We start from the raw sequence: 20,786 nt of genomic DNA, 5'->3' as shown, positions 1-20,786 counted from the left end.
TATTCGCCGATGGGGCGGCTTACTGGTATTGGTCTGCAGACTATGACGATAACGAACTGACAGATTGTTGCGCCCGTACCGCTTATTTTGTAACAGGACGCTCTTTCTGGCGCAACCTCAGCAATTGTACTCACGGCGGTGTCCGGGCTGTGAGGGATCTAAAATAGTAACGAGCCTTTCACAACTCACAAACAAACTATCCCCACAGCGAGTGATGCACCATCTTTATGGCCTTGATGCTGGCATATATGGTTTGTCCCGATTTAAGGTCAAGATTAGCGAGAGACTTCCTTGTGATCGTAGCCAGTATTGGACGGCCCGCATCCAGCTCAATGTCTACGGAGTAACCTTCGGGATCAATGGCCCCAACTTTTTTGACCCTGGCCTGCAAAATATTCAACACACTACTGGCTCCCTGAGGGAGTCCGGTAGAAAGACTCACGTCTTTAGAGTGGATATGCACCCTCAGGCTTTTCCCAACAGGAATGTCCTGTCTGGGGACATACAGGGACTGTCCCATAAAATCCAGCCGGGTGAGCCCAAATCCCTCATCGTGTTCTGCAACAGAAGTTTCGAGAACCGCTCCCAATTGCTCATCCCCCACCGCTTCCCTCAACTGCACATCCGAGAATACTTCTTCCACCGGTCCAGAGTTTGCCACTTTCCCGGATTTCATAATCACCATAGTGTCTACCAGCTGTAGCACCTCATTCATAGAATGCGTGACATAAATAATTGGTGTCTGAAATTCATCTTCAATTCTTTTTACGAATGGAATGATCTCGGCCTTAAGTTGCATGTCCAACGAAGCCAGAGGTTCATCCATGAGCAATAGCTTCGGACTGGTAAGCAGAGCACGGCCAATCGCAACCCTTTGCTTTTCCCCTCCTGATAATTTCTCTGGACGACGTTGTAACAGGTGTTCAAGGTCCAGAACCTGGACCACCTCATCCAACTGGAGTTTTCGATCTGCTGGCAGGGTGCGTTGATACCCGTACACCAGGTTCTCCCGAATACTTAAATGCGGAAACAATCGGGAATCCTGAAACACCATGCCGATTTTTCTGTCCTGAATGGGAAGGAATGTTTTTTCATCCTGCCACACCTGATCTGCCAGCTTTAAAAATCCCGATGGGGCTCTTTCCAATCCAGACAAGCAGCGCAGCAAAGTGGTTTTGCCCGAACCTGAAGGACCGAATACCACCGTCACCCCTTTTGCCGGCAGGTTAAGCTCAACATCCAGATTGAACCCTGGGAAGTCCATTTTAAATTTTGCCTGCAACAATTCCATCAGGTCACCTGTACCGGAAGTTTGCGGTTGATGGAGTAAACCATCACAAGAACCAGAAAGGAAAATATTAAAAGTCCCGCAGAAAGGACATGCGCCTGGGTGTATTCAAGAATCTCCACCCGGTCATAAATTTCAATCGAAATCACTTTGGTCTTACCGGGGATATTGCCGCCTACCATTAACACCACACCAAATTCCCCAAGCGTGTGAGCAAACCCTAACACCACAGCTGTCAAATAACCACGACGTGCCAGGGGACAGATGACTGAAAAAAATGCATCCAACCTCGAAGCCCCTAAAGACTGAGCCGTTTCCATGGGAGCTTTTCCTATAGACTCAAAAGCACTGTGCAAAGGTTGGACCACAAACGGCAGGGAATAAAGTGTGGAAGCAAATACCAGCCCCGCAAATGAGAAAGAAAGTGCAGAACCGGTTAGCGCTTGCACCGGCCCTCCCACCCACCCATTGGGACCCAACAGGATCAACAAATAAAAACCCAACACGGTTGGAGGCAGCACCAAAGGCAATGCTACAACCGCTTCAATCACTACCTTTGACCGGGAGCGGGTTTGTGACAGCCACCACGCTATTGGAGTGCCCAGCACTAAAAGTATCAGCACTGTAAGCCCTGCTAATTTCAAAGAGAGCCATATTGGCTCCGCGTCTATCTGGGAAATATCCATCTTCTCATTCCTCTATAAATCTATAGCCATAGGAACGCATTATTTTTTTTGCTGTGGAGCCTCGCATAAATTCCAGGAACTGGTGAGCAAAAGAATTAGAAAGCCCTGGCTTTAATAAAACGGCCTGCTGCAGGATAGGTTCATATTGATCAAATGGAACCTGCCACTGGCTCCCTTTTAGTTTGAGCTTTGGATCTTCCAGCTGTGACTTGGCCACAAAACCGAGTTTGGCATTTCCGGTGGCCACAAACTGCAGGGTCTGAGCTATGTTCTCCCCTTGAACCAGAAACGGTCGCATTTTTTTCCATAAGCCCATTCGCTCCAAAACCTGTTGGGCGGCTTTGCCATAAGGCGCTGTTTTCGGGTTGGCAATAGCGAGTTTACCGTTCTTCATTTTTATTAAGGATTCCCGCACATCCACCGGATCCGGACTCCACAAGACCAGCGTTCCCACGGCATAGGTGAAACGAGTCAGCTTGATACCCACACCTTCCTTTTCCAGCAATTCAGGTCTTTTATCATCAGCCGCGAGCAGAACATCAAAAGGGGCGCCATTCCGGGCCTGAGCATATAATTTACCCGTCGATCCGGATATCAGGATCAACCTGTTTCCAGTATCCTGCTTATAACTCCTGGCAATTTTTTTGAGTGGACTCAAAAAGTTAGAGGCAACCGCGACATGAACCTCTCCCGCCCAAATTGCTTGGGGCATCACTAAAAACCACATGGCCACCCACATGCTAAAACCTATTTTCAACACGACATCAACCCTCGTTATATTCATATATACATAGCGATTATATCGTTATATATAACAAAACATATTGAATGTCAAGCGTATAGCTGAATGTAAAGGGGCATGCTTCTTTTAGTTTGATCTAACGTTTTAAGATTTTTTTCCCAACGTCAATATTTAAAAATAACTCTTTGTAAAATTGGAAAATACATGGACGTTTAAATCATTCGGACTAGCCAACAAATTAAATTTGCGGGAAAACCTAGTCTCTGTGAAGATTGTGAAGAGGGGAATTAGATCAATGACTAACACAACCATTGAAAAATTGTGGGTTGAGACAGTCAAAACGGGAATAGCAAACTTATGAAGAATTTCTTCACGAGTTGGGCCAAGAAGAAAGAAGAAAACTAGGTTAAGAATAAAAGCCTTAGCAACAGCTAGGGTCATTACATTGCTTTAACTCATCTTTATTAGCTTCTCTTACCCCTGTAATTTCAACCGAAAAATTCAATGTTTGACCCGCTAATGGGTGATTTCCATCAACCTCGATTTTATCTCCCACTACTGCTTTAACAGTAAAAACCGTTTTGGCTCCCCCATTATCCTTCCCCTCAAATTGCACTCCAGGTTGGATATCCGCATCCTTAGGAAAATTAGATCGGCTTACTTGCATCTGCAACTGAGGATTAAATAATCCATATCCTTCATTAGGTGAGACCGTAACATTTTTCTTATCACCAACATTAAGTCCTTCCAGTTCTTTTTCCAAACCGGGAATCATTTGACCTGAACCATACAAAAAAGAAAACGGGCTACTTTTATCTGCACGATCTAATTCAATTCCTTTTTCATTTTTTAAACTAAAACTCATGCTAACAACAGAATTCTTCTTAATCATAGAATATCCTTTCGAAAAGTCGATAAACTTCCTTTAATTTATCAATACCTTGGAAATGCATCTTTTAACTAGATGCTTTAAATTTTACGCAAAATAGTTGAAGCCTCCTGAACAATCTCTAGGCTAGACCTAAAAACCAATATGGAAATAAGTGTTCCCACAAATAAATCCGGCCAAAACGATTGGGTAAAATCAACTCCCCAGGCGGCAACAATAATCCCTAGATTTGCCAAGACATCGTTTCGTGTGCATAACCAAGCCGATTTCATATTTATATCGTCGCCTCTATAACGAAATACTAAAAAGGCGCAAATCAAATTCGCTGCTAAAGCCAATCCACCAACCACTCCCATGGTCAACGCCTCAGGCAATTGGGGGACAAAAAATCTATAAACCACCGAGGCGAGTATAAAAAAAGAAAAGGCGCACATTACCATCCCTTTAATCATTGCAACCCAGGTTCGGCACTTTTCGCTTCGTTGAATTACAAAAAGAGAACTCCCCAACAGAAAAGCGTCGCTTAACATATCCAGAGAATCGGCAAAAAGTGCTTTGGATCCTGACAGCCAGCCATAGATCACTTCTATAAAAAACATACCTATATTTATAGCAAACGCCAAACCGAGAGCTAGTTGGTGGCTCTTGGCTAATTGATTTACTCCCTCCTCACAAGTGGAGGCACAATTACTCATTACTAATTCCTCTTTAAATTAAAAGTTACGATTGGTTAAAAAACCAGGTTAAAGCTTAATAGGTTGTAACCCCTTTCCACTTTAACCTGGTTCAATTGGGTGCAGGAGGAGATCTAGCACCAAATTATCTGCACCTAGTTTTCCGTAGTTCTATAAATAACGAAACAAAGAGCTTTTCTACTAATTCCGTGAGACTGATAAAGATAGCCATATAGGACCGTTGAAAAGAACTCCAAGATTCCGAAAATAATCGCGACAAAAAATATCTTTGCTACTGAAATAACGAAGTATTTTTCTTTCGACAATAATTTTTGCTGGAGTTTTATTTTATAGAGGGGGACTAAGACCAGAGAACTTCCAGAAAAACTTTACGACATAATCCAAAGTGAATTTGGTTCTGTAGATTTGAATAATAGGGATAGAAAACAAATCTGGAGAGAAGTCGTTTAATTCTGCACTAATTTGGGAAAATTGGCAGGGAGAACAATCTTGATGCGAGTTTTCCAGTTCGAAATCATGATTATGCAGAACAGACGAAAACCCGGCCATTATGGTAAAAATAAAAATCAGTAAAATCGTATTTAAACGATTTTTGCCCGGATTTTTTAATTGTGCAACATCAGTGAAATACATTGAGGTTTTAAGATTTTCAGATTCTTAATAAAAAACATTTAAAAACAAAATCTTAGAGTTTTTACAAATGAATTGCAATTATTTATATTAAAAATATTGTAAATAGACAAAGTTCACCTTACTGCTTTTGCGCTACATTTTGCACAAGTTCCAAAAAATTCCAAAGAATGAGTGATATCTGAATAGCCCTTGTCGCGAATCATTTGCTCGATTTCAGAGACAAAACAATACTTCATCTTATCAACGTTTCTACAATTTCGACAGATAATATGATGGTGATGGTGTTCTGTATCCTTGAATTCATACTTGAACATCTCTTCACCCAAATAACATTTTTCTACAAGGTTGGCATTCTCGAATTGAACGACACAACGATAAACGGTTGCCAGATCGCAAGCATTGTTTCCCAATCCTTTATGAATTTCTTCGACTGAGAAAGGCCCGTGGTTTTTAAGTAAAAATCCCAGTATGTTTTTCCTGGGTTCTGTAAGGCTTAAATTATTTTCCTTAATCAGTTTTTCTGCCTTTTGAATTATTTTTTTGGAAACGGCTGTCTTCATCCGGCACTCCTTAGGAACGGTCACTCAGTACTCATCACTTCGTTCTTATCCAACGCGCCGATCATGGTGTGCCATGAAAGGCTTGCGCATTTTATTCGCGAGGGATACTCGCGAACACCCAGAAACAGGGTCAGTTTGCCCAAATGGTGTTCGTTATTTTCCGGCTCAAACTCACCCAATAACATTTTATGAAATTCGTCGAAAACCACTCTTGCTTCATCAACCTTTTTGCCTTTCAGATAGCTCGTCATTAGCGAAGAACTGGCCTTTGAGATGGCACATCCGGTTCCGATAAAACTCAGATCCTCGATAACATTTGCACTATCCACCTTTAAAAAGACTTTAAAGTCGTCGCCACACAACGGATTATAACCATGGCAGTTGTGGGTCGAGTCCTCCATCTCCCTGAAGTTTCTGGGTTTCCTATTATGCTCCAGAATAACCTGCTGGTACAGTTCGTTGCTATACGCCATTTATCCTCCAGAATTTGGAGAATTGTATCCAGCATTCACTAAATAGCATGGACCTTTCCAAATTTCCATATTGTTGAAGTAAAACACTTGATTTTTTCTTTAAAAACCCTGGAATTTCCATAATTGAGAACTCCCGCAAACTATTTTGGAGGGGAGCTAGACATTAATTTATGCAAATAATTTGCATAAATTTTAAAAATGTATTAATTTGACTTTAAAATATTTGCAAACTATTTGCAAATATTTGTTTTCAAGGATCAAAAAAATGATACGGCCAAAAATAAAAATACTGAAAGAACCTACTTTATTACCTTCTGAAGCTTCTCATTATTTAGAAACTCTGATGAAGGTAAAAAGGTTTGCCGAGTTTTTACTTCATCAACAATTGTGGTGTTTTGGAAAAGATATCAACTCTCCTAACAGCAACTTGCTCGTCAAATATGGTTTTAAAAAGGTTCGTCCTCCTGAAGACAAAAGCGGGAGTACAAATTATATCTTCAGGACCATCGACAAAGTTGGCGACGAAGTGAGCATGGTCCTGTGGGGGTTTGGAATCTACTATGGTTATGGAAATAACAAATGCATCTATATAGGACGCTATGATGTTTATCCCAAACTCATCCATGATGAGCCGCTGAGTCTCCCTGCCTGGGCTCCTTCCAAACTTCCTGAAATGAAAACTCCTCAAAGTTCAGAAGAATGGGAATACTCATTTATGTTGATGTCAGAATTGTTTGAATGGATTGCCCGTTATGAAAAATGGACAAACTGGGTTATGGACAGTTCGTACAGGGAAGTCTGCCTAAAAGAATGGGATCAATCGATTGTTTCTGGCAATGAAATGGCATGGGCATGGAATAAGGTCGCGAACTTCTTTAGAAAGCATCTTGTTTGCACTGAAGTACCCAGAAAAAACATTATTCCTGACTTAGAAAAATTGAGAAAACCAGACTGATGCCAACTCCATTTGGGAATAATCAAAATAAGGATGTTGCTTTAATTTCAAAGATTAAACATTGGGTGAGGGAATGTTTTGAATTGACCAAAAACGAAATCATTCTTGTAACAGAATTACAGTGTCATGAAAAAGGTTGTCCTCCGTTCGAAACGGTAATAGTTGTTTTTAGAGAAGGAATCGAAAAAGAACAATACAAATTTCATAAGCGACTGGATGAAATCAGTTTTGAGGATATTCAAATTTGCCAACACGATAGCCAAAACAGGGATTTTTATGAGTGCTAAACAAACAATTCAAACGGTACCCGTAACCGTGTTAACGGGATTTCTAGGGGCCGGCAAAACAACGTTACTGAATTATATATTGACTGAAAATCATGGCAAAAGAATCGCCGTTATTGAGAATGAATTCGGAGAAATCGGTATTGATAACGAATTAGTTATTAATGCCGAGGAAGAAATTTTTGAAATGAATAACGGTTGTATTTGTTGTTCTGTCCGTGGAGATCTTATTCGGATACTCGGTAATTTAATGAAACGTAGAGACAAGTTTGACTACATTTTGCTTGAGACTACGGGTTTGGCAGATCCAGGTCCAGTAGCCCAAACGTTTTTTTTGGACGACGAGATTGGAACCAAGCTATCCCTAGACGGTATCGTTACCGTTGTTGACGCAAAACACATCTACCCCAGACTTGCGGATAGTCGTGAAACCCGTGAACAAATTGCCTTTGCAGATGTCATTCTAATAAATAAAACAGATTTAGTTACGTCTAAAGAGCTCATTGCTTTAGAAATCAGACTACGAAAAATGAATGGAGCCGCAAAGATATTCCACACAAAAAATTCAAAGATTGATTTGGACCATATCTTGAATATCTCCGCTTTTGATTTGAAACGATCTTTGGAGATCAACCCAAGGTTTTTAGAGCCGGAATATCCTTTCGAATGGGGTGGAATTTTTGAACTCGACGCAGGCAATCACGAACTTAATCTTCAAGAAGGCCCAGATCCTGGAATGAAAGTATCTTTGCGACAGGTCCCGCAAACAAGTTTAGAAGAATTATCTCAAGTTATAGAACCAAACGTTCGAGTTTTTTCTGAAGATTTTGAAACTTTGTACTCTGGAGATGTCTTAAAGCCAAACGCTAGACTGTTCTATTTGGATCTCCAGTTTGGTCAATCTAAGTTCTCTATTCAAGTCCCCGAAAAGGGCTCTTACATATTATTCTCAGAACATATGCCGGAAGAATTTAACGCTGCTATAAAAAATGAAAATGGAGAAATTGTTCATCCTGAAATTTCACAAGAATTTAAACCTGACCACGAACATGACAATGAAATTTCTTCGATTGGCATAAGCCTGGCTGGAGATATTGATAAGGAAAAACTCCAAAAATGGTTAGGAGTCCTTATGCGGACCAAGGCTGTAGATATCTTTCGAATGAAAGGAATATTAAGTATCAAAGATCACCCCAATCGCTTTGTTTTCCAGGGAGTTCACATGTTCTTTGATGGTTATCCGGAAAAACCCTGGGGAGATAAAAAACGCGAAAACAATCTAATCATCATTGGTCGGGATTTGGACCGTGGTTCTTTTGAAGATGGAATTCGTTCATGCCTGAGCTAAGAAACTACCGATTATCGTGGGCGTGTTGTTCTTTAACAAAGAAATGAATGCTTCCCGTCCTTAAATAGAAGAGTTAAAAAAATGATGCTCAAGCAAAACCTGATTCAACAAGATGTATTAGACGAATACATTGTTGACCTTGACTGGTCTCCAAGTGCTAATTTTTTATCCGCTATTACCGGTAGCGGCCAGGTTGCTTTATTAAACATGGAATCCGATGCCCCCTGGAGAGAACTCGGTCGACATAAGCATGGTGTTAATTCTATGCAATGGCATCCCCACGAAAGATTATTAGCAAGTGGGGGACAAGACGGAAAACTCACTGTATGGGATATAGCTTCAATCAGCACTGCCTGGAATCAGGAAATTGGAAGCTGGATTGACCGTTTAAGTTGGAGTTCCATTGGCCATTTTCTAGCTTCTTCATCAGGAAAAAGTTTAAGCGTATGGAGTGTTTCGGGAAAACACGAACATATTTGGTGCGATCATGAGAGTTCTATTTCAGATATTGAATGGTCTCCCGATGGTCGTTTTATTGCTTCTACCGCCAAAGGTGGAATCACGATAAGAGGATATGGGAGTGTAAATTCAACTCAATTGCTGGAGTGGCATGGTTTCCCTATAAAGATGGCCTGGCAACCAAATGGAGAACATATTGCCATGGGAGATGAGGAAGCCATTCATTTTTGGAAAGTCGAAACTGGCGAGCATCAGCCTCTTTTCGGATACAAATCCAAAGTCTCTAATATGTCCTGGTGTTCAGGAAATAGATTTTTAGCGACCAGCGATAAAGAAGACCTGGTGATCTGGGATTGTTGTCCTCAAAATTCTGCAAAAGAAGAATTAAACGATTTAGCTTTTTTAGTTTCTCAAAACAGTTTAGTTGGTCCAGGCATTACAAAACCTATTTTGCTTAAACAGCATAGGGGTGACATCAATTCTCTGGTTTTCCAAAAAAATGGGGAATTGTTGGCTTCCGGAGATGAGAATGGAGAGGTACACATTTGGAATTTACAAAAATCGCAAATGCCTGTTGAAAGTATCGAGCTTGATTATCCTATTTCAAAAATCGCATGGTCTCCAGAAGGAAAACACATTGGGATAGGTGGAACAGATGGGACAGTCTCAATTTTTAATTTTGAAAAATAGACTTAATATTTATAAGGAAAATACAGTTGGAAATTTCATTACCTTATCCATTATTAGGTTTTACTGTATTTGTGACCATGTTAGGGGGTTGTTTTTCCACTTTCAAATCATGGGCTCCCAATAAGTTTGAATATTTTATTAATTTTTCAGCTGGAATATTTATTGGTGCTGTTTTATTCCATATGATCCCTGACGCAAATCCAATCTTAGGGTCACAAATGGTTTACCCGATCCTTATCGGATTTTTTTCCATATACGGGATAGAAAAAGCTCTAGGAAGTAGAGACTGCTCAACACAAGAATTGTTTTTTCAGAAAATGGGGATGTCGGCATTAATCGGAATTTCCTTCCATGGTTTTGTAGAAGGATTTGCAATGGGGGCTGCAACCTTGATGGATTTTGGGTTTGCCATCATTGCGGCGATTATTTTTCATAAGTTTCCAGCTGCAATGTTGCTAGGTACTCTTTTTATCAAAGCGGGGAAATATAATAAAAAAACCATAATTTCTATCGTTTTTATGTTCGCCCTAACCACACCGCTTGGGGTTTTGCTTTCTTTTTCCGTTTTTGGATCAATCGAAAAGTATTGGCTGGGAGTCGCTATTGCAGTATCTGCCGGAACTTTTATCTACTTGGCTTTTTTTGATCTGATGTTAATCGGTAACAAACAGAAAGGAAATAAAACCCTGAACATGATTTTAATCGGGTCTGGGGCATTGGCAATGTTTTTATTTCAAGGGTAATTTAAAAAAAACAATGTTGAACCAGCTTAAAAAAGTGGGGAAAGTATTCAATGAAGACAGCGCAAGCGATAACTGACAAGTTAGCTATAGGCTTATCACTAATGTGTGCCATCCATTGCCTTGTCATAACAAGCTTATTGGCATTGCTGCCCAGCATGGCTGCATTACCACTGGATAACGAGTACTTTCATATCTGGATGGTTGTTATCGTTATTCCTAGCAGTGCGTATGCCTTAACATTGGGTTGCAAACAGCACAAGCGCTATCAATTGCTGATTTTGGGTTCTATCGGTTTAACTCTGCTTGTCCTGGCGGTAGGTTTGGGAGAAGAGCGTATCGGTGAGGGTGGAGAAAAAATCCTGACTATTCTAGGGGCTGGTTTCGTTGCGGTTGGGCATTGGTTTAATTTCCGTCTTTGTCGCGCACAACAACATAGTGACTGTACTTCAACAAGTTAAAAACAAAGGGTAGCATAATGGAACGAGAATATTTTTTAGCTATAGAGAAACTTGCAGACAACAGCTCCCTGGCATTATCCGAAGTCATGGAGCAACTTGCATTCAATGAGCAGGGCTTGATTCCCGTAATCACCCAGGATGCAAAAACCAAAGCCATGTTGATGTTTGCCTGGATGAATAAAGAATCTCTCCAAAAAACGATTGCGACCAAACGCATGACTTACTGGTCACGAAGCCGTCAACAATTATGGGTAAAAGGTGAGACCAGTGGCCATGTGCAAAGGGTGGTCTCCATGTCATTCGATTGCGATGGCGATGCCATTCTCTGTCAAGTGGAGCAGCAGGGCGCACCCTGTCATACCGGCAGGGAGTCCTGTTTTTATTTAAACGTGGCAGCCGATAATCAACAGGTTATTGTTGATGGCGATCACGCGTAGTCATGGCAATCTCCTTAGTTAAGTTTAGGATGATCCCTTAGCATAATGGGTATTGCCGAAAAATATAGCCTCTCCTGTGGTTTGTCAATACCTGGGAAATTAACTTTTAGCTATAAGAGAATCTAATTCCTACAATTATTCAATTTCAAAATCCATGAAAATAGTGGGACTAAATTGGGAACAGAAGAAAAAATAACAAAGGGCCTGAAGCATAAAATGCCTCAAGCCCTTGCTATTACTGGCGGGGTCGACGGGACTCGAACCCGCGGCCTCCGGCGTGACAGGCCGGCGTTCTAACCAACTGAACTACGACCCCGCATATGTTAAATAAATGGTAGGCGGAACAGGGCTCGAACCTGTGACCCCCGGCTTGTAAGGCCGGTGCTCTCCCAGCTGAGCTACCCGCCCTCACTTCTTACTAAGAGCGGCGACCATTCTCTAATTAAGAGGAGTGGAGTATATAAACGAGCACCAACTCTGTCAAGCGATTTTGTTCACCTCCAAACTCACCCTAAAATATTGAACAGATTGATTTTAAAATGATTGACAGCTATCTCACCTCACTATAATATGGCTTTTAAGGTCTGGTAAAGAACTATCAGACCCTTCTGAAACTTTTCTGGTTCACCTGAATCACCCCGACTGTTTCACCATGATAGATAAAATCATGGCTTCTCTCGAGAGCCTCCCGACCGATGACTTGATTGCCCTTCGAAAAAACCTTGATGAGTTGATCCGATCAAAATTTGACGCTGATCTGGGGAAGAGAAAAGGAAAAAGGGCCAAGGTCAAAATCCCGGGAAATCTGGAAATCGAGCGCGAGAAAGAGTTTTTTTACAAGCTACATAAAATCACTATCAATGAGATGTCGATCAACGGTCTGGTTTTTTCTATCAAAGGAACTGTGATAGAGGGAGATATTATGAGGGTTTCTTTCAGGGTGCCTTCAACCGGAGAAAAAAAAATTATCGACTGCCAAGCCGTACGAGCTAAGGAAATAAAGCCCGGAACCATACCGGAGTATGAGGTAGCTTCTGTAGCAGTCAGCCAAGAAGCGGTTAAAAATTATAAAGACATGCTTAGAAAAAGAGGCCTATAGCCTGACTCAAAAACCATGACCCCATCCAACATCATTCTAGGACATCTAATTGATTTGATCGGAAACGTTGCCGATGCATATACCTGCGCCCTGTTCACTACAGAGTCGTCGGAAAAAGAGCTCGTTTTAAGCGAGTGTTTCACCCTTAGCCGTAATCTGGACAGAGGGGCAAAAATTGCCTTTGGCGAAGGCCCTATTGGCAAGGCAGCACAAACACGCAAGACTCAGTTAATAGAAAATTTAGACCAGAACACCCGCTTTCTCAGAATCTACAATAAAAATGAAGACCTCAAAAGTTTTATGGCTCTTCCAGTAATTTATGGGGACCAGGTTGCTGTATTGTCCATCGACACAAAGGAGCGATACCAGTTTTCAGTAAAATTGCAGAAAATATTATCCGAATTCACTCAACAGATAGCCTGGAATCTGGAAGCTAGCAGTCTTGAGCAATCGACAACGTTCGAACCTGTTTTTCAGGAAATCAATTCCTACTGCCGGTTACTCGCAGAATCACCGGATCGTTCATCAATTGCGGACAGGTTGACACAAATCCCGACTTCCCTGGTCCCCTGCCCAGCTATAGCTGTAACCTGGTTCGATGAAAACCTGACCGTGGGAAGAATCAGCGGACACAGGGGATTTGCGAATGACCTTTCGAACACCCAGGTACACCTTGGCAAAGGACTGGTAGGTTCTTGCGCTAAAAGCAGGTCTCCCCTTCTTTTACACATGCATGAAGGGCGCAAGTCCATTATATTCTCAGAAAACGAAAAGTCTGAAGATCTGCAATCTGCCGCCGCCATACCTATTCAACACAACGACACATTATATGGAGTCCTTCTAGCAGGCTCCGCAGAACCTGATGGAGTGAGCCACGCCGATTTAGACAAACTGGCGCTGATCGTTTCTGCCGCCGCCTCAGCCCTGTTTTGTTCAGATACCAAAGACCGCTGGACTTATGACAAGAATCTTGACCCTGTCACAGGAGTTCCCAATCATCGGTTTTTGACGGAATATCATCATGCATTAGCTGATGAGGTTTTCAAACCCAATAAATCCGTTTTTTTCCTCACTTTTAAAATCACCAACCTGGTAGAACTATATGAGATCCACGGTGTGGATCGTGGCGATACTTATCTGAAACAAGTAATGGCCTTGATCTCAAAAGTGGTCCCGTCCCCGAAATATGTTTTTCGCCTGTCAGACAACAGTTTCCTGATCCTTCTCATGGATCGCAAGGAAGAAGACATGGGTGTATCAAAATCAAAACTGAAGCATCTGTTTGAACACAACCCTCTTTATGTTGATGGGGTTTCCATCCAGGCCGAGTTTCAATGGGGGCTTTCAATCTATCCAGTTGAAGGTAAAGAACTGTTTAATCTCATCAATCTCTCACGTAACCGTCTAGCCCCGAAAACGAAAGCTATGGCATGATAAAAAATCTATTCAATAATATATTCAGTCTGTTCTCCACCGATCTGGCAATGGATCTGGGCACAGCAAACTCTCTCGTTTACATTACCGAAAAAGGAATCATCCTTAACGAGCCCTCCGTAGTTGCAGTAAATATTGACGACAATACAATTGAAGCCGTAGGGCTGGAAGCAAAAAAAATGTATGGACGCACCCACGGCCGCGTCAATACCATTCGACCTATGAAAGACGGTGTCATCGCTGACTTTGATATAACAAACCGGATGATCCAATACTTCATAAAAAAAGTATTGAGCCAGCACCGGTTTTTTAAACCGCGTATGGTTGTCGGCGTACCAACCTGTATCACGCAGGTAGAAAAAAAGGCAGTGATTGATGCATCCTTAATGGCTGGAATAAGAGAAGTCCATCTGGTAGAAGAACCCATGGCCGCCGCAATCGGCGTCGGCATTCCTGTACATCGACCTGAAGGAAACATGGTTATAGATATCGGGGGCGGTACTTCAGATGTAGCCGTTATTTCATTATCCGCAATTGCCTATGGTGAATCTGTGCGTGTTGCCGGCGATGAAATTGATGAATCCATAGTTCGCTATATGCGGCTCCAGCATCACCTTAACATCGGTGTTTTCGAAGGAGAGCGAGTCAAGAAGGAAATTGGCAGTGCGTTTCCTCAAGCGGGTTCCATGACAACCGAAGTCAGGGGATTGAATGTTAAAACCGGCGTCCCCATGTCCATCACCATAGGGGATGATGAAATCCGCGAAGCACTCAAAGAACCACTGACCAATATCACCACGGTCATCATGCGTGCTCTGGAAAAAATACCCCCTGAACTTTCCGCCGACATCCATTCTAACGGCATTTACCTGACCGGGGGCGGTGCACTTATTCGGGGACTGGACAAAATGATCGAAGAAAAAACCACCTTGAAAGTTTTTATCCCTGAAGACCCTCTTCTGAGTATCGTAAAGGGAGCTGGGGCCGTTCTTGATGATTTCCAAAATATGAAAAAAGTCTGTATCAATTAATTGGCTTACGGTAAAATTTTTTCTCTATCTCATTATCTTTTGAATTGCTATGAATAGTAGTCCCGTTTGCCAGGAGTGTAAAACTCCCGTGAGCACGGTTCCCACCGTGATGGAATATCAAGGGGAAGAAATATACCTGTTCGATCCAACAGTCTGTCAGTCCTGTCTGCGCAAATTATGCGAACGCTATTCCACCCAATGCGCAAATTGCGGGGGATGCATTCCCCCCTATTCCAATGTCGGTATTTTAAAGGGAAACTCCGGCCAAAAACAGCTCATCCACATGACCACCTCCTGCACCACACCGGGTTCCGCCTTCTATGGTTATTGGGGTAAAGGCGAAATAAAAGATTTCGTGGAAATCGAAGCCTGTTCCTAGCCCCGGTCAGCGACCGGTGGCAACGAGAATTGAGAAAAACCTGTTTAAGCCGAGACTGATCTATTCCAACCTAACGTTCTTACAACTGAATCCAGCGTCAAGCTGATGCCAGGTGGAGAAAATGATTGCGAAATCTGCACCAAGTCCGGTATGATCCCCTCCTACACAGAGAGAGAACGTGTTCAAGTCAGGCAAATTTTACTGATTTGGGTTCGATATATTTAACCTCGTCTCTGGACAACTAAAATTTCCTGGACGTCAACCATGCACAAAGTACATTTTGAGAGAGAGAACCGTACCATTCAGGTCGAGCCTGGAGAAAACCTTCGGTTAGCGGCTATCCGTAATAAATTCAGCATCTACGCCCATATACATAAAATCCTGAACTGTCGGGGGCGGGGTCTATGCACTGCCTGTACCGTGCAGATTGTTGCAGGAAACGTGGAGGACAGAAACGAGACCGAATCGGAAAAACTCGCTAAAAAGCCCGCAGACTTCCGCATGGCCTGCCAGATCTCGGTCAATGACGACCTGGTCGTAAAAACCCACCCCTGATGCAGTATTATATTGATCAAAACTATTTGACAACAAAAGCCAAACGGCACAGAATAACATATGTTCCCACTTGCTAAAGAACAATTGGACGAGATACATCGTCACGCAATTGAGGAATATCCATATGAATGTTGTGGAATCGTGATTGGAAAAGTGGGTCACAACGATCAAGACATTCTGTTCAGATGCACCAACATTCAAAACAAGCTCCATGAACAGGACCCCGAAACATTTGTCCGGGATGCCCGCACGGCATATAATATTGATCCTAAGGAGTTGATGAAAATATTAAAGGAAGTTGAGTCAAAACAACTTCCGATCAAGGTTTTCTATCATTCTCATCCCGAGCATGATGCTTATTTCTCCGAGGAAGATTCGAGGATGGCATTGTTTGACGGAGAACCTACTTATCCGGAAGCCAGTTATCTGGTGGTTTCTGTTTATGATAAAAAAATCCGGGCTCAGGCGATGTTTAGCTGGAACCCGGAAACAAAAACTTTTGAGCAAACACCGGACTAATTTCGGGGTTTGCTATCACAACATATTGGAGATTTATTTATGGCTCTGCTCATCACCGAAGATTGTGTGAACTGTGGCGTCTGTGAACCCGAATGCCCTAACGAAGCGATTTCCGAAGGGGATGATATTTTTGTTATCGAATGGGAGCGTTGTACAGAATGTATAGGCTGGTATGAAGAACCACAATGCGTGGAAGTCTGCCCTGTCGACTGCATCCCTAAAGATCCTGAACATGTTGAAACTGAAGAGGAACTGCTGGAAAAAAAAGAAGCACTCGTAAACGGCGGCTAACCGGCCAACGGCCGGTGGCGACGTGCAATGACTTTATTTTGCTGGCAATTAGTTTACTCGGCTTAACAAGCTTGCTTGATTATTCCCTAAGCAAGGGGTAGCAGCTTAAAGAAAAGGGATCTCATGAGAGAAGAAGTTGAAGAGGTGCTGGAGAGTGTGCGGCCCATGCTCATACAGGATGGGGGTAACGTAGAACTGGTTGACATTGAAGACGGCGTGGTAAAAGTCCGGCTTGTGGGAGCCTGTGTTTCGTGCTCCAGTTCCACCATGACCCTGAAAATGGGGATTGAAAAAGCATTGAAAAAAGCTATCCCAATGGTACGTTGCGTCGAAGCGGTGGAATAATTACTCTTCTTTACGACCTGGCAAAACACCCCACAACATTTGAGGTATATATTGAATTTCGTTCCCCGACTTTTTCCAGCCAGGATAACGCGAACATGGTCTTAGGAAAAAAATCTATATTATTTTACTGCCTGGTTTCTGCTTTCGTTTTATTACCTCTTTTTTCGACACCGGTTTTTGCAGAACCAGAAGAATTCATCCCCGCACCTGACTTCACTCTCAAATCCCTCAAAGGGGAAGAAATAAGCCTCAGTCAGCATAGAGGGAAGTATGTGCTGGTTAATTTCTGGGCAACGTGGTGTGGACCCTGCAAAATGGAAATGCCCGCTCTGGAAACCCTGCACCAACGATTTAAGACAAAAAACTTTTCCCTGCTTGCTATCTCAAACGATATGTTTGGCGCAAAAATTGTCGAGCCTTTTGTCAAAGCCAACAATCTTACCTTTCCTATACTTCTTGACCAGCAATTACAAGCCAGCAACAAATTCGGTGTTGTCAGCCTGCCCACCACTTTTATGATCGACCCAAAAGGCAATATCATCGGTGAACTAAGAGGTGCGGAAGACTGGGTCAGTCCTGACAATCTCCTGTATTTCGAAAATCTTTTGTCAAACTGAACCTATAGTCCATGACCGATACCCTGCCCCTTAAAAGCCTGACTCATGCCAGTTTTGCAAAAGTGGTTGTCCTGTTCTTTATACTTATATCAAGCCCTTATGAAGGATGGGCCCAATCCGAGCACGACCTTTCCCTGGAAGGGGACATGGTTTATATACCTCCTGGCCCATTCATATTTGGAACCGATAAAAAAGATGAATCGGCCGATGCACTTTCTATGGGCATCCCAAAACCCTGGTACGCGGATGAAACCCCACAACAAAAAATTTTTCTTAAAGGATTCTATATTGACCGATATGAGGTCACCTATAAACGTTACAAAAAATATATTGATGACCTGGATGCTGTTCCCCCTGAAAACTGGGAAGGCAAAAATTTTCCAGAAGGTAAAGATAACGAACCGGTAACACACGTTACCTGGTATGACGCCGCAAACTTCTGCCAATGGGCAAAAAAAGAATTACCTTCAGAAAAGCTATGGGAGCGTGCCGCAAGAGGGAAGGAGGGGCATGAGTATCCATGGGGAAATACCTTCCAGAAAAACATGGCAAACCTTTCAGGCAAACCAGGCAGTAAAAGCAAGCCGGTCGCGGTGGGTTCCTTTCCAAAAGGCGTAAGCCCCGAAGGAGTCCATGACCTGATAGGAAATGTATGGGAATGGGTGAATGACGATTACCAGCCTTACAAGGGAAGCACCTATCAGAGTGAATATTTCCAATCTGGCTACAAAGTTCTGCGCGGCCATTCTGCCAGTGACATTGGGCATTTTCCCGGAGCCTTGTATGAACAGGCCATCAAGATGTTTGCACGCAGTGGTTACCGGCAATACTCCTATGCCGATGAACCGGCGAAGGATGTCGGGTTCCGGTGCTCCAGTAAAACCCAGCCCACTGCTTTAAAAAAAGGGACAACTGCTTTTTCAACGAAAAGCTCACCATCTCTGTCAACGCCTGCTTCTCAAAAAGAACAACCAAAGGCTGCAAAGCCTGAATCACTGAATCCATTTCAACCCAAACCTAATCTGCCGGACTCTGGAATCGTTGCCCTGACCTTTCTGGCGTTTATAGCGGGGGTCTTCAGTTTCCTGTCTCCCTGCACATTGCCGATTCTTCCCGCTTATTTTGCTGTGACCGCCCAATCCGACCGGGCGCGTATGGGGCTCATGTCCCTGGCTTTCTTTTTCGGACTGGCATCCCTGTTTGTAGCGATGGGGGCCTCGGCCAGCGCATTGGGCCAAATCCTCAGGAATTATATGTTCCAGATCACCCAGGCCGGCGGGATCATCGTGGGAATTTTTGGAATCATGACCCTATTTGGAAAAGGGTTTTCGGGCGCATCCTTTCAAGGCAAACCCGCATCAACTTTTATAGGTTATTTTTTATTTGGAGCAACCTTCGCATTGGGCTGGACTCCCTGCGTTGGGCCTATCCTATCCAGTATTCTCATGCTGGCGGCTTCGGAAAAAACCGTTGCACAGGGCATGCTCCTGCTGTTCTTTTACGCGGTCGGACTTGGGCTTCCTCTTATAATCGTAGCTACAATGTGTGGCAACCTTCCAAAAGATGGAATGTTCTGGACCCTGCTTCGAGGTAAAGGGTGGGACATCACTGTAGCCGGAAAAACAATTTTTCTGCATACCACCAACCTGTTCAGCGGCATTTTACTGATTGCCCTGGGTATTATACTGGCAACAGGATATATGACTTATATTAACAGCCTTATCCCTATAGAGGTTCAGCTCTGGTTCAGCGAGTTCGAGGAAACTGTTTTACACTGGTTTTTATAAGTGAAGCGATAAGTCGTTGAATACCCGATTCGTTATTTGCTAGAATGCAAGCTGGTAATTTCATCAGGAGCGGATATGAACTGGCTTCCAAAATTCCTCATCTTTTTATTTATGGCCCTTCCGGCTTGTTCAGGGGTAGACTCTGTCACTAAAAAACGCTGGAGTAACTCAGAAAATACTATTTCAATCGTAGATATGACATCGAAAGATTTTCGTCTCATGGACGCAGGCTCCAGGCTTCAAGGAGAAATTGAAGAAAACCTTTCAATGACAGGTTATGTTCTGGCCGGAAAAAATGCCCGCTATCATTTAAAATATAAAGTTATGGAGTTCGATGAAGGCAACCGGATGGCTCGAATAGCTACCATGGGGATGTCCGATTCCGCAAAAGCAAAACTCCGGGTCAAAGCCGCCCTTTATGATAGAGGAGATATGGTGGGTGCCTGGGAAGTCGACTCCTGGGTTTCCGGTGGCGTCACTGGAGGTTCCGAAGATCACCTTTATGAATCAATCGCTAAAGAAATCGCCGACCACCTGAGAGGCGACTATTAAAAAACTTCCTTCACACATCTTTAGCGCAACGAAATCCAATAAAATTCAGCTTCTCTTCAGGGTCCATCCAATTACGGAACCATGCAGGCGAAAACTTTATAGTTAAATGCGTCTGTAACAAACCTCCACGCAGTACTTTAAAATTTTCACCCTCAGCCTGCCACTCTGACTTGTAATCATCCGTCACCCATTCCCAGACATTATGACCCATTCCATAGACACCGTAAGGGCTGATCCACTCCGGTCTCTTTTCCACAGGCTCCGGCATAAAACCTGAGAACCCGTTATTCGGGTGGTCGGTAAAAATTTTCCATGGCCACTTGCGGCCATCTGTACCCCGCGCCGCTTTTTCCCATTCTATTTCATCAGGCAAACGTTTTCCCCCTGCCTGGCAAAAAGACTCCGCCTCGGCATAGGTTATAAATGTCACGGGCCTAAGGGCATTTTTCGGATTGTAGGTATGCTCCGGTCTGAGTTTTTTATAAGCCTCGTGGCTCACCTCAAACCTGTCAATCAGGTATGCGTTAGACTGTACCAACCTGCCTCTCTTAGTTTCAGATGGTTCCCCCATGATGAATTCCCCGGCAGGGATATAGACCATCCCTTCAGGAACAGTGATTCCAGCAGGCACCTCTACAGAAATCTGTTTCACACTGTGGGAGTCGCAGGAAGAGAGAAAAATTAAGAAAAGAAAAAGGCGGATCATGAGGAAGACCTTTGTAACGATTTCAATTGAACCACTGCCCTATCTCCCTTCTCAGAGGGAGTTGAGAATGAGTGCTTTGAGCCGAGATAACTATTTGTCAGCCAATATACGCTATGGCAGTTTGCCCCGCT

General features: G+C 43.1%; 26 protein-coding genes and 2 tRNA genes. 18 read left to right on the top strand and 10 right to left on the bottom strand.

What is annotated here, in order from left to right:
* Positions 1–196: 196 nt before the first annotated feature.
* From modC to F3741_01585, 7 genes are all read right to left on the bottom strand, one after another.
* On the bottom strand, positions 197–1,291 hold the full coding sequence (gene modC, locus F3741_01615) for a molybdenum ABC transporter ATP-binding protein (protein ID MZG29495.1): 1,095 nt from the start codon (positions 1,289–1,291) through the stop codon (positions 197–199).
* The gene (gene modB, locus F3741_01610; protein ID MZG29494.1) at positions 1,291–1,974 is read right to left on the bottom strand and encodes a molybdate ABC transporter permease subunit; all 684 of its coding nucleotides are present in this window, start codon (positions 1,972–1,974) and stop codon (positions 1,291–1,293) included. Before modB ends, modC begins: the two co-directional genes overlap by 1 nt.
* Positions 1,975–1,978: 4 nt before the next feature.
* On the bottom strand, positions 1,979–2,713 hold the full coding sequence (modA, locus tag F3741_01605) for a molybdate ABC transporter substrate-binding protein (protein ID MZG29493.1): 735 nt from the start codon (positions 2,711–2,713) through the stop codon (positions 1,979–1,981).
* A gap of 424 nt (positions 2,714–3,137) precedes the next feature.
* Complete coding sequence (locus F3741_01600; GenBank protein ID MZG29492.1) at positions 3,138–3,608, bottom strand: peptidylprolyl isomerase; 471 nt, start codon at positions 3,606–3,608, stop codon at positions 3,138–3,140.
* A gap of 77 nt (positions 3,609–3,685) precedes the next feature.
* A complete protein-coding gene (locus F3741_01595; protein ID MZG29491.1) occupies positions 3,686–4,300 on the bottom strand; it encodes a cation transporter in 615 nt (204 codons plus the stop codon).
* 746 nt (positions 4,301–5,046) lie between these two features.
* On the bottom strand, positions 5,047–5,493 hold the full coding sequence (locus F3741_01590) for a transcriptional repressor (GenBank protein MZG29490.1): 447 nt from the start codon (positions 5,491–5,493) through the stop codon (positions 5,047–5,049).
* A gap of 20 nt (positions 5,494–5,513) precedes the next feature.
* Positions 5,514–5,966 carry an SUF system NifU family Fe-S cluster assembly protein gene (locus tag F3741_01585; protein MZG29489.1) on the bottom strand — a complete coding sequence of 151 codons (453 nt, stop codon included), beginning with the start codon at positions 5,964–5,966 and terminating at the stop codon, positions 5,514–5,516.
* A gap of 265 nt (positions 5,967–6,231) precedes the next feature.
* Here F3741_01585 and F3741_01580 point away from each other — a divergent pair, with 265 nt between their 5' ends.
* The 7 genes from F3741_01580 to hisI all read left to right on the top strand — a co-directional run bounded on the left by F3741_01580 (position 6,232) and on the right by hisI (position 11,340).
* Positions 6,232–6,921 carry a hypothetical protein gene (locus F3741_01580; GenBank protein MZG29488.1) on the top strand — a complete coding sequence of 230 codons (690 nt, stop codon included), beginning with the start codon at positions 6,232–6,234 and terminating at the stop codon, positions 6,919–6,921.
* On the top strand, positions 6,921–7,208 hold the full coding sequence (locus tag F3741_01575) for a hypothetical protein (GenBank protein MZG29487.1): 288 nt from the start codon (positions 6,921–6,923) through the stop codon (positions 7,206–7,208). Before F3741_01580 ends, F3741_01575 begins: the two co-directional genes overlap by 1 nt.
* Complete coding sequence (locus F3741_01570; GenBank protein ID MZG29486.1) at positions 7,198–8,553, top strand: GTP-binding protein; 1,356 nt, start codon at positions 7,198–7,200, stop codon at positions 8,551–8,553. Before F3741_01575 ends, F3741_01570 begins: the two co-directional genes overlap by 11 nt.
* 81 nt (positions 8,554–8,634) lie before the next feature.
* Positions 8,635–9,702, top strand: coding sequence for a hypothetical protein (locus F3741_01565; GenBank protein ID MZG29485.1), 1,068 nt, complete (start codon positions 8,635–8,637; stop codon positions 9,700–9,702).
* 26 nt (positions 9,703–9,728) lie between these two features.
* Positions 9,729–10,445, top strand: coding sequence for a hypothetical protein (locus F3741_01560; protein ID MZG29484.1), 717 nt, complete (start codon positions 9,729–9,731; stop codon positions 10,443–10,445).
* Positions 10,446–10,495: 50 nt separating this feature from the next.
* The gene (locus F3741_01555; GenBank protein MZG29483.1) at positions 10,496–10,903 is read left to right on the top strand and encodes a MerC domain-containing protein; all 408 of its coding nucleotides are present in this window, start codon (positions 10,496–10,498) and stop codon (positions 10,901–10,903) included.
* A gap of 17 nt (positions 10,904–10,920) precedes the next feature.
* Entirely contained in the window at positions 10,921–11,340 is a 420-nt protein-coding gene (gene hisI, locus F3741_01550) for a phosphoribosyl-AMP cyclohydrolase (protein MZG29482.1), read from the top strand.
* Positions 11,341–11,579: 239 nt separating this feature from the next.
* On the opposite strand, the gene F3741_01545 is transcribed toward hisI, so the two are convergent.
* Positions 11,580–11,656 (bottom strand) — tRNA-Asp (locus F3741_01545).
* Positions 11,657–11,672: 16 nt separating this feature from the next.
* Positions 11,673–11,748: transfer RNA gene (locus tag F3741_01540), tRNA-Val, on the bottom strand.
* Positions 11,749–11,992: 244 nt separating this feature from the next.
* On the opposite strand from F3741_01540, the gene F3741_01535 reads away from it, so the two are divergent.
* From F3741_01535 to F3741_01485, 11 genes are all read left to right on the top strand, one after another.
* Positions 11,993–12,439 carry a hypothetical protein gene (locus F3741_01535; protein ID MZG29481.1) on the top strand — a complete coding sequence of 149 codons (447 nt, stop codon included), beginning with the start codon at positions 11,993–11,995 and terminating at the stop codon, positions 12,437–12,439.
* Positions 12,440–12,454: 15 nt separating this feature from the next.
* Positions 12,455–13,873 carry a GAF domain-containing protein gene (locus F3741_01530; protein ID MZG29480.1) on the top strand — a complete coding sequence of 473 codons (1,419 nt, stop codon included), beginning with the start codon at positions 12,455–12,457 and terminating at the stop codon, positions 13,871–13,873.
* Positions 13,870–14,904 (top strand): rod shape-determining protein, encoded by a 1,035-nt coding sequence (locus tag F3741_01525; protein MZG29479.1) that lies wholly within the window; start codon positions 13,870–13,872, stop codon positions 14,902–14,904. Before F3741_01530 ends, F3741_01525 begins: the two co-directional genes overlap by 4 nt.
* Before the next feature lie 49 nt (positions 14,905–14,953).
* Entirely contained in the window at positions 14,954–15,283 is a 330-nt protein-coding gene (locus tag F3741_01520) for a hypothetical protein (GenBank protein MZG29478.1), read from the top strand.
* Positions 15,284–15,547: 264 nt separating this feature from the next.
* Positions 15,548–15,838, top strand: a complete 291-nt coding sequence (locus tag F3741_01515; GenBank protein ID MZG29477.1) for a (2Fe-2S)-binding protein — start codon at positions 15,548–15,550, stop codon at positions 15,836–15,838.
* Between the two features lie 60 nt (positions 15,839–15,898).
* Positions 15,899–16,357: a M67 family metallopeptidase gene (locus tag F3741_01510; protein ID MZG29476.1), complete on the top strand. Its 459-nt coding sequence runs from the start codon at positions 15,899–15,901 to the stop codon at positions 16,355–16,357.
* Between the two features lie 39 nt (positions 16,358–16,396).
* Positions 16,397–16,648, top strand: coding sequence for a YfhL family 4Fe-4S dicluster ferredoxin (locus F3741_01505; GenBank protein ID MZG29475.1), 252 nt, complete (start codon positions 16,397–16,399; stop codon positions 16,646–16,648).
* Positions 16,649–16,771: 123 nt separating this feature from the next.
* Positions 16,772–16,993: a NifU family protein gene (locus tag F3741_01500; GenBank protein MZG29474.1), complete on the top strand. Its 222-nt coding sequence runs from the start codon at positions 16,772–16,774 to the stop codon at positions 16,991–16,993.
* Positions 16,994–17,088: 95 nt separating this feature from the next.
* Positions 17,089–17,610, top strand: coding sequence for a TlpA family protein disulfide reductase (locus F3741_01495; GenBank protein ID MZG29473.1), 522 nt, complete (start codon positions 17,089–17,091; stop codon positions 17,608–17,610).
* Between the two features lie 146 nt (positions 17,611–17,756).
* Positions 17,757–19,397: an SUMF1/EgtB/PvdO family nonheme iron enzyme gene (locus tag F3741_01490; protein MZG29472.1), complete on the top strand. Its 1,641-nt coding sequence runs from the start codon at positions 17,757–17,759 to the stop codon at positions 19,395–19,397.
* Between the two features lie 75 nt (positions 19,398–19,472).
* The gene (locus F3741_01485; protein ID MZG29471.1) at positions 19,473–19,949 is read left to right on the top strand and encodes a hypothetical protein; all 477 of its coding nucleotides are present in this window, start codon (positions 19,473–19,475) and stop codon (positions 19,947–19,949) included.
* 10 nt (positions 19,950–19,959) lie between these two features.
* Here the strand turns inward: F3741_01485 and F3741_01480 are convergent, their stop codons facing one another.
* Positions 19,960–20,655: a formylglycine-generating enzyme family protein gene (locus F3741_01480; protein ID MZG29470.1), complete on the bottom strand. Its 696-nt coding sequence runs from the start codon at positions 20,653–20,655 to the stop codon at positions 19,960–19,962.
* Positions 20,656–20,786: the final 131 nt, after the last annotated feature.

The sequence above is a fragment of the Nitrospinota bacterium genome (assembly GCA_009873635.1).
Classification (GTDB): domain Bacteria; phylum Nitrospinota; class Nitrospinia; order Nitrospinales; family VA-1; genus LS-NOB.
The sequence above is the reverse complement of the archived record's forward strand: the minus strand, read 5'-3'. Positions and strand labels throughout refer to the sequence as shown.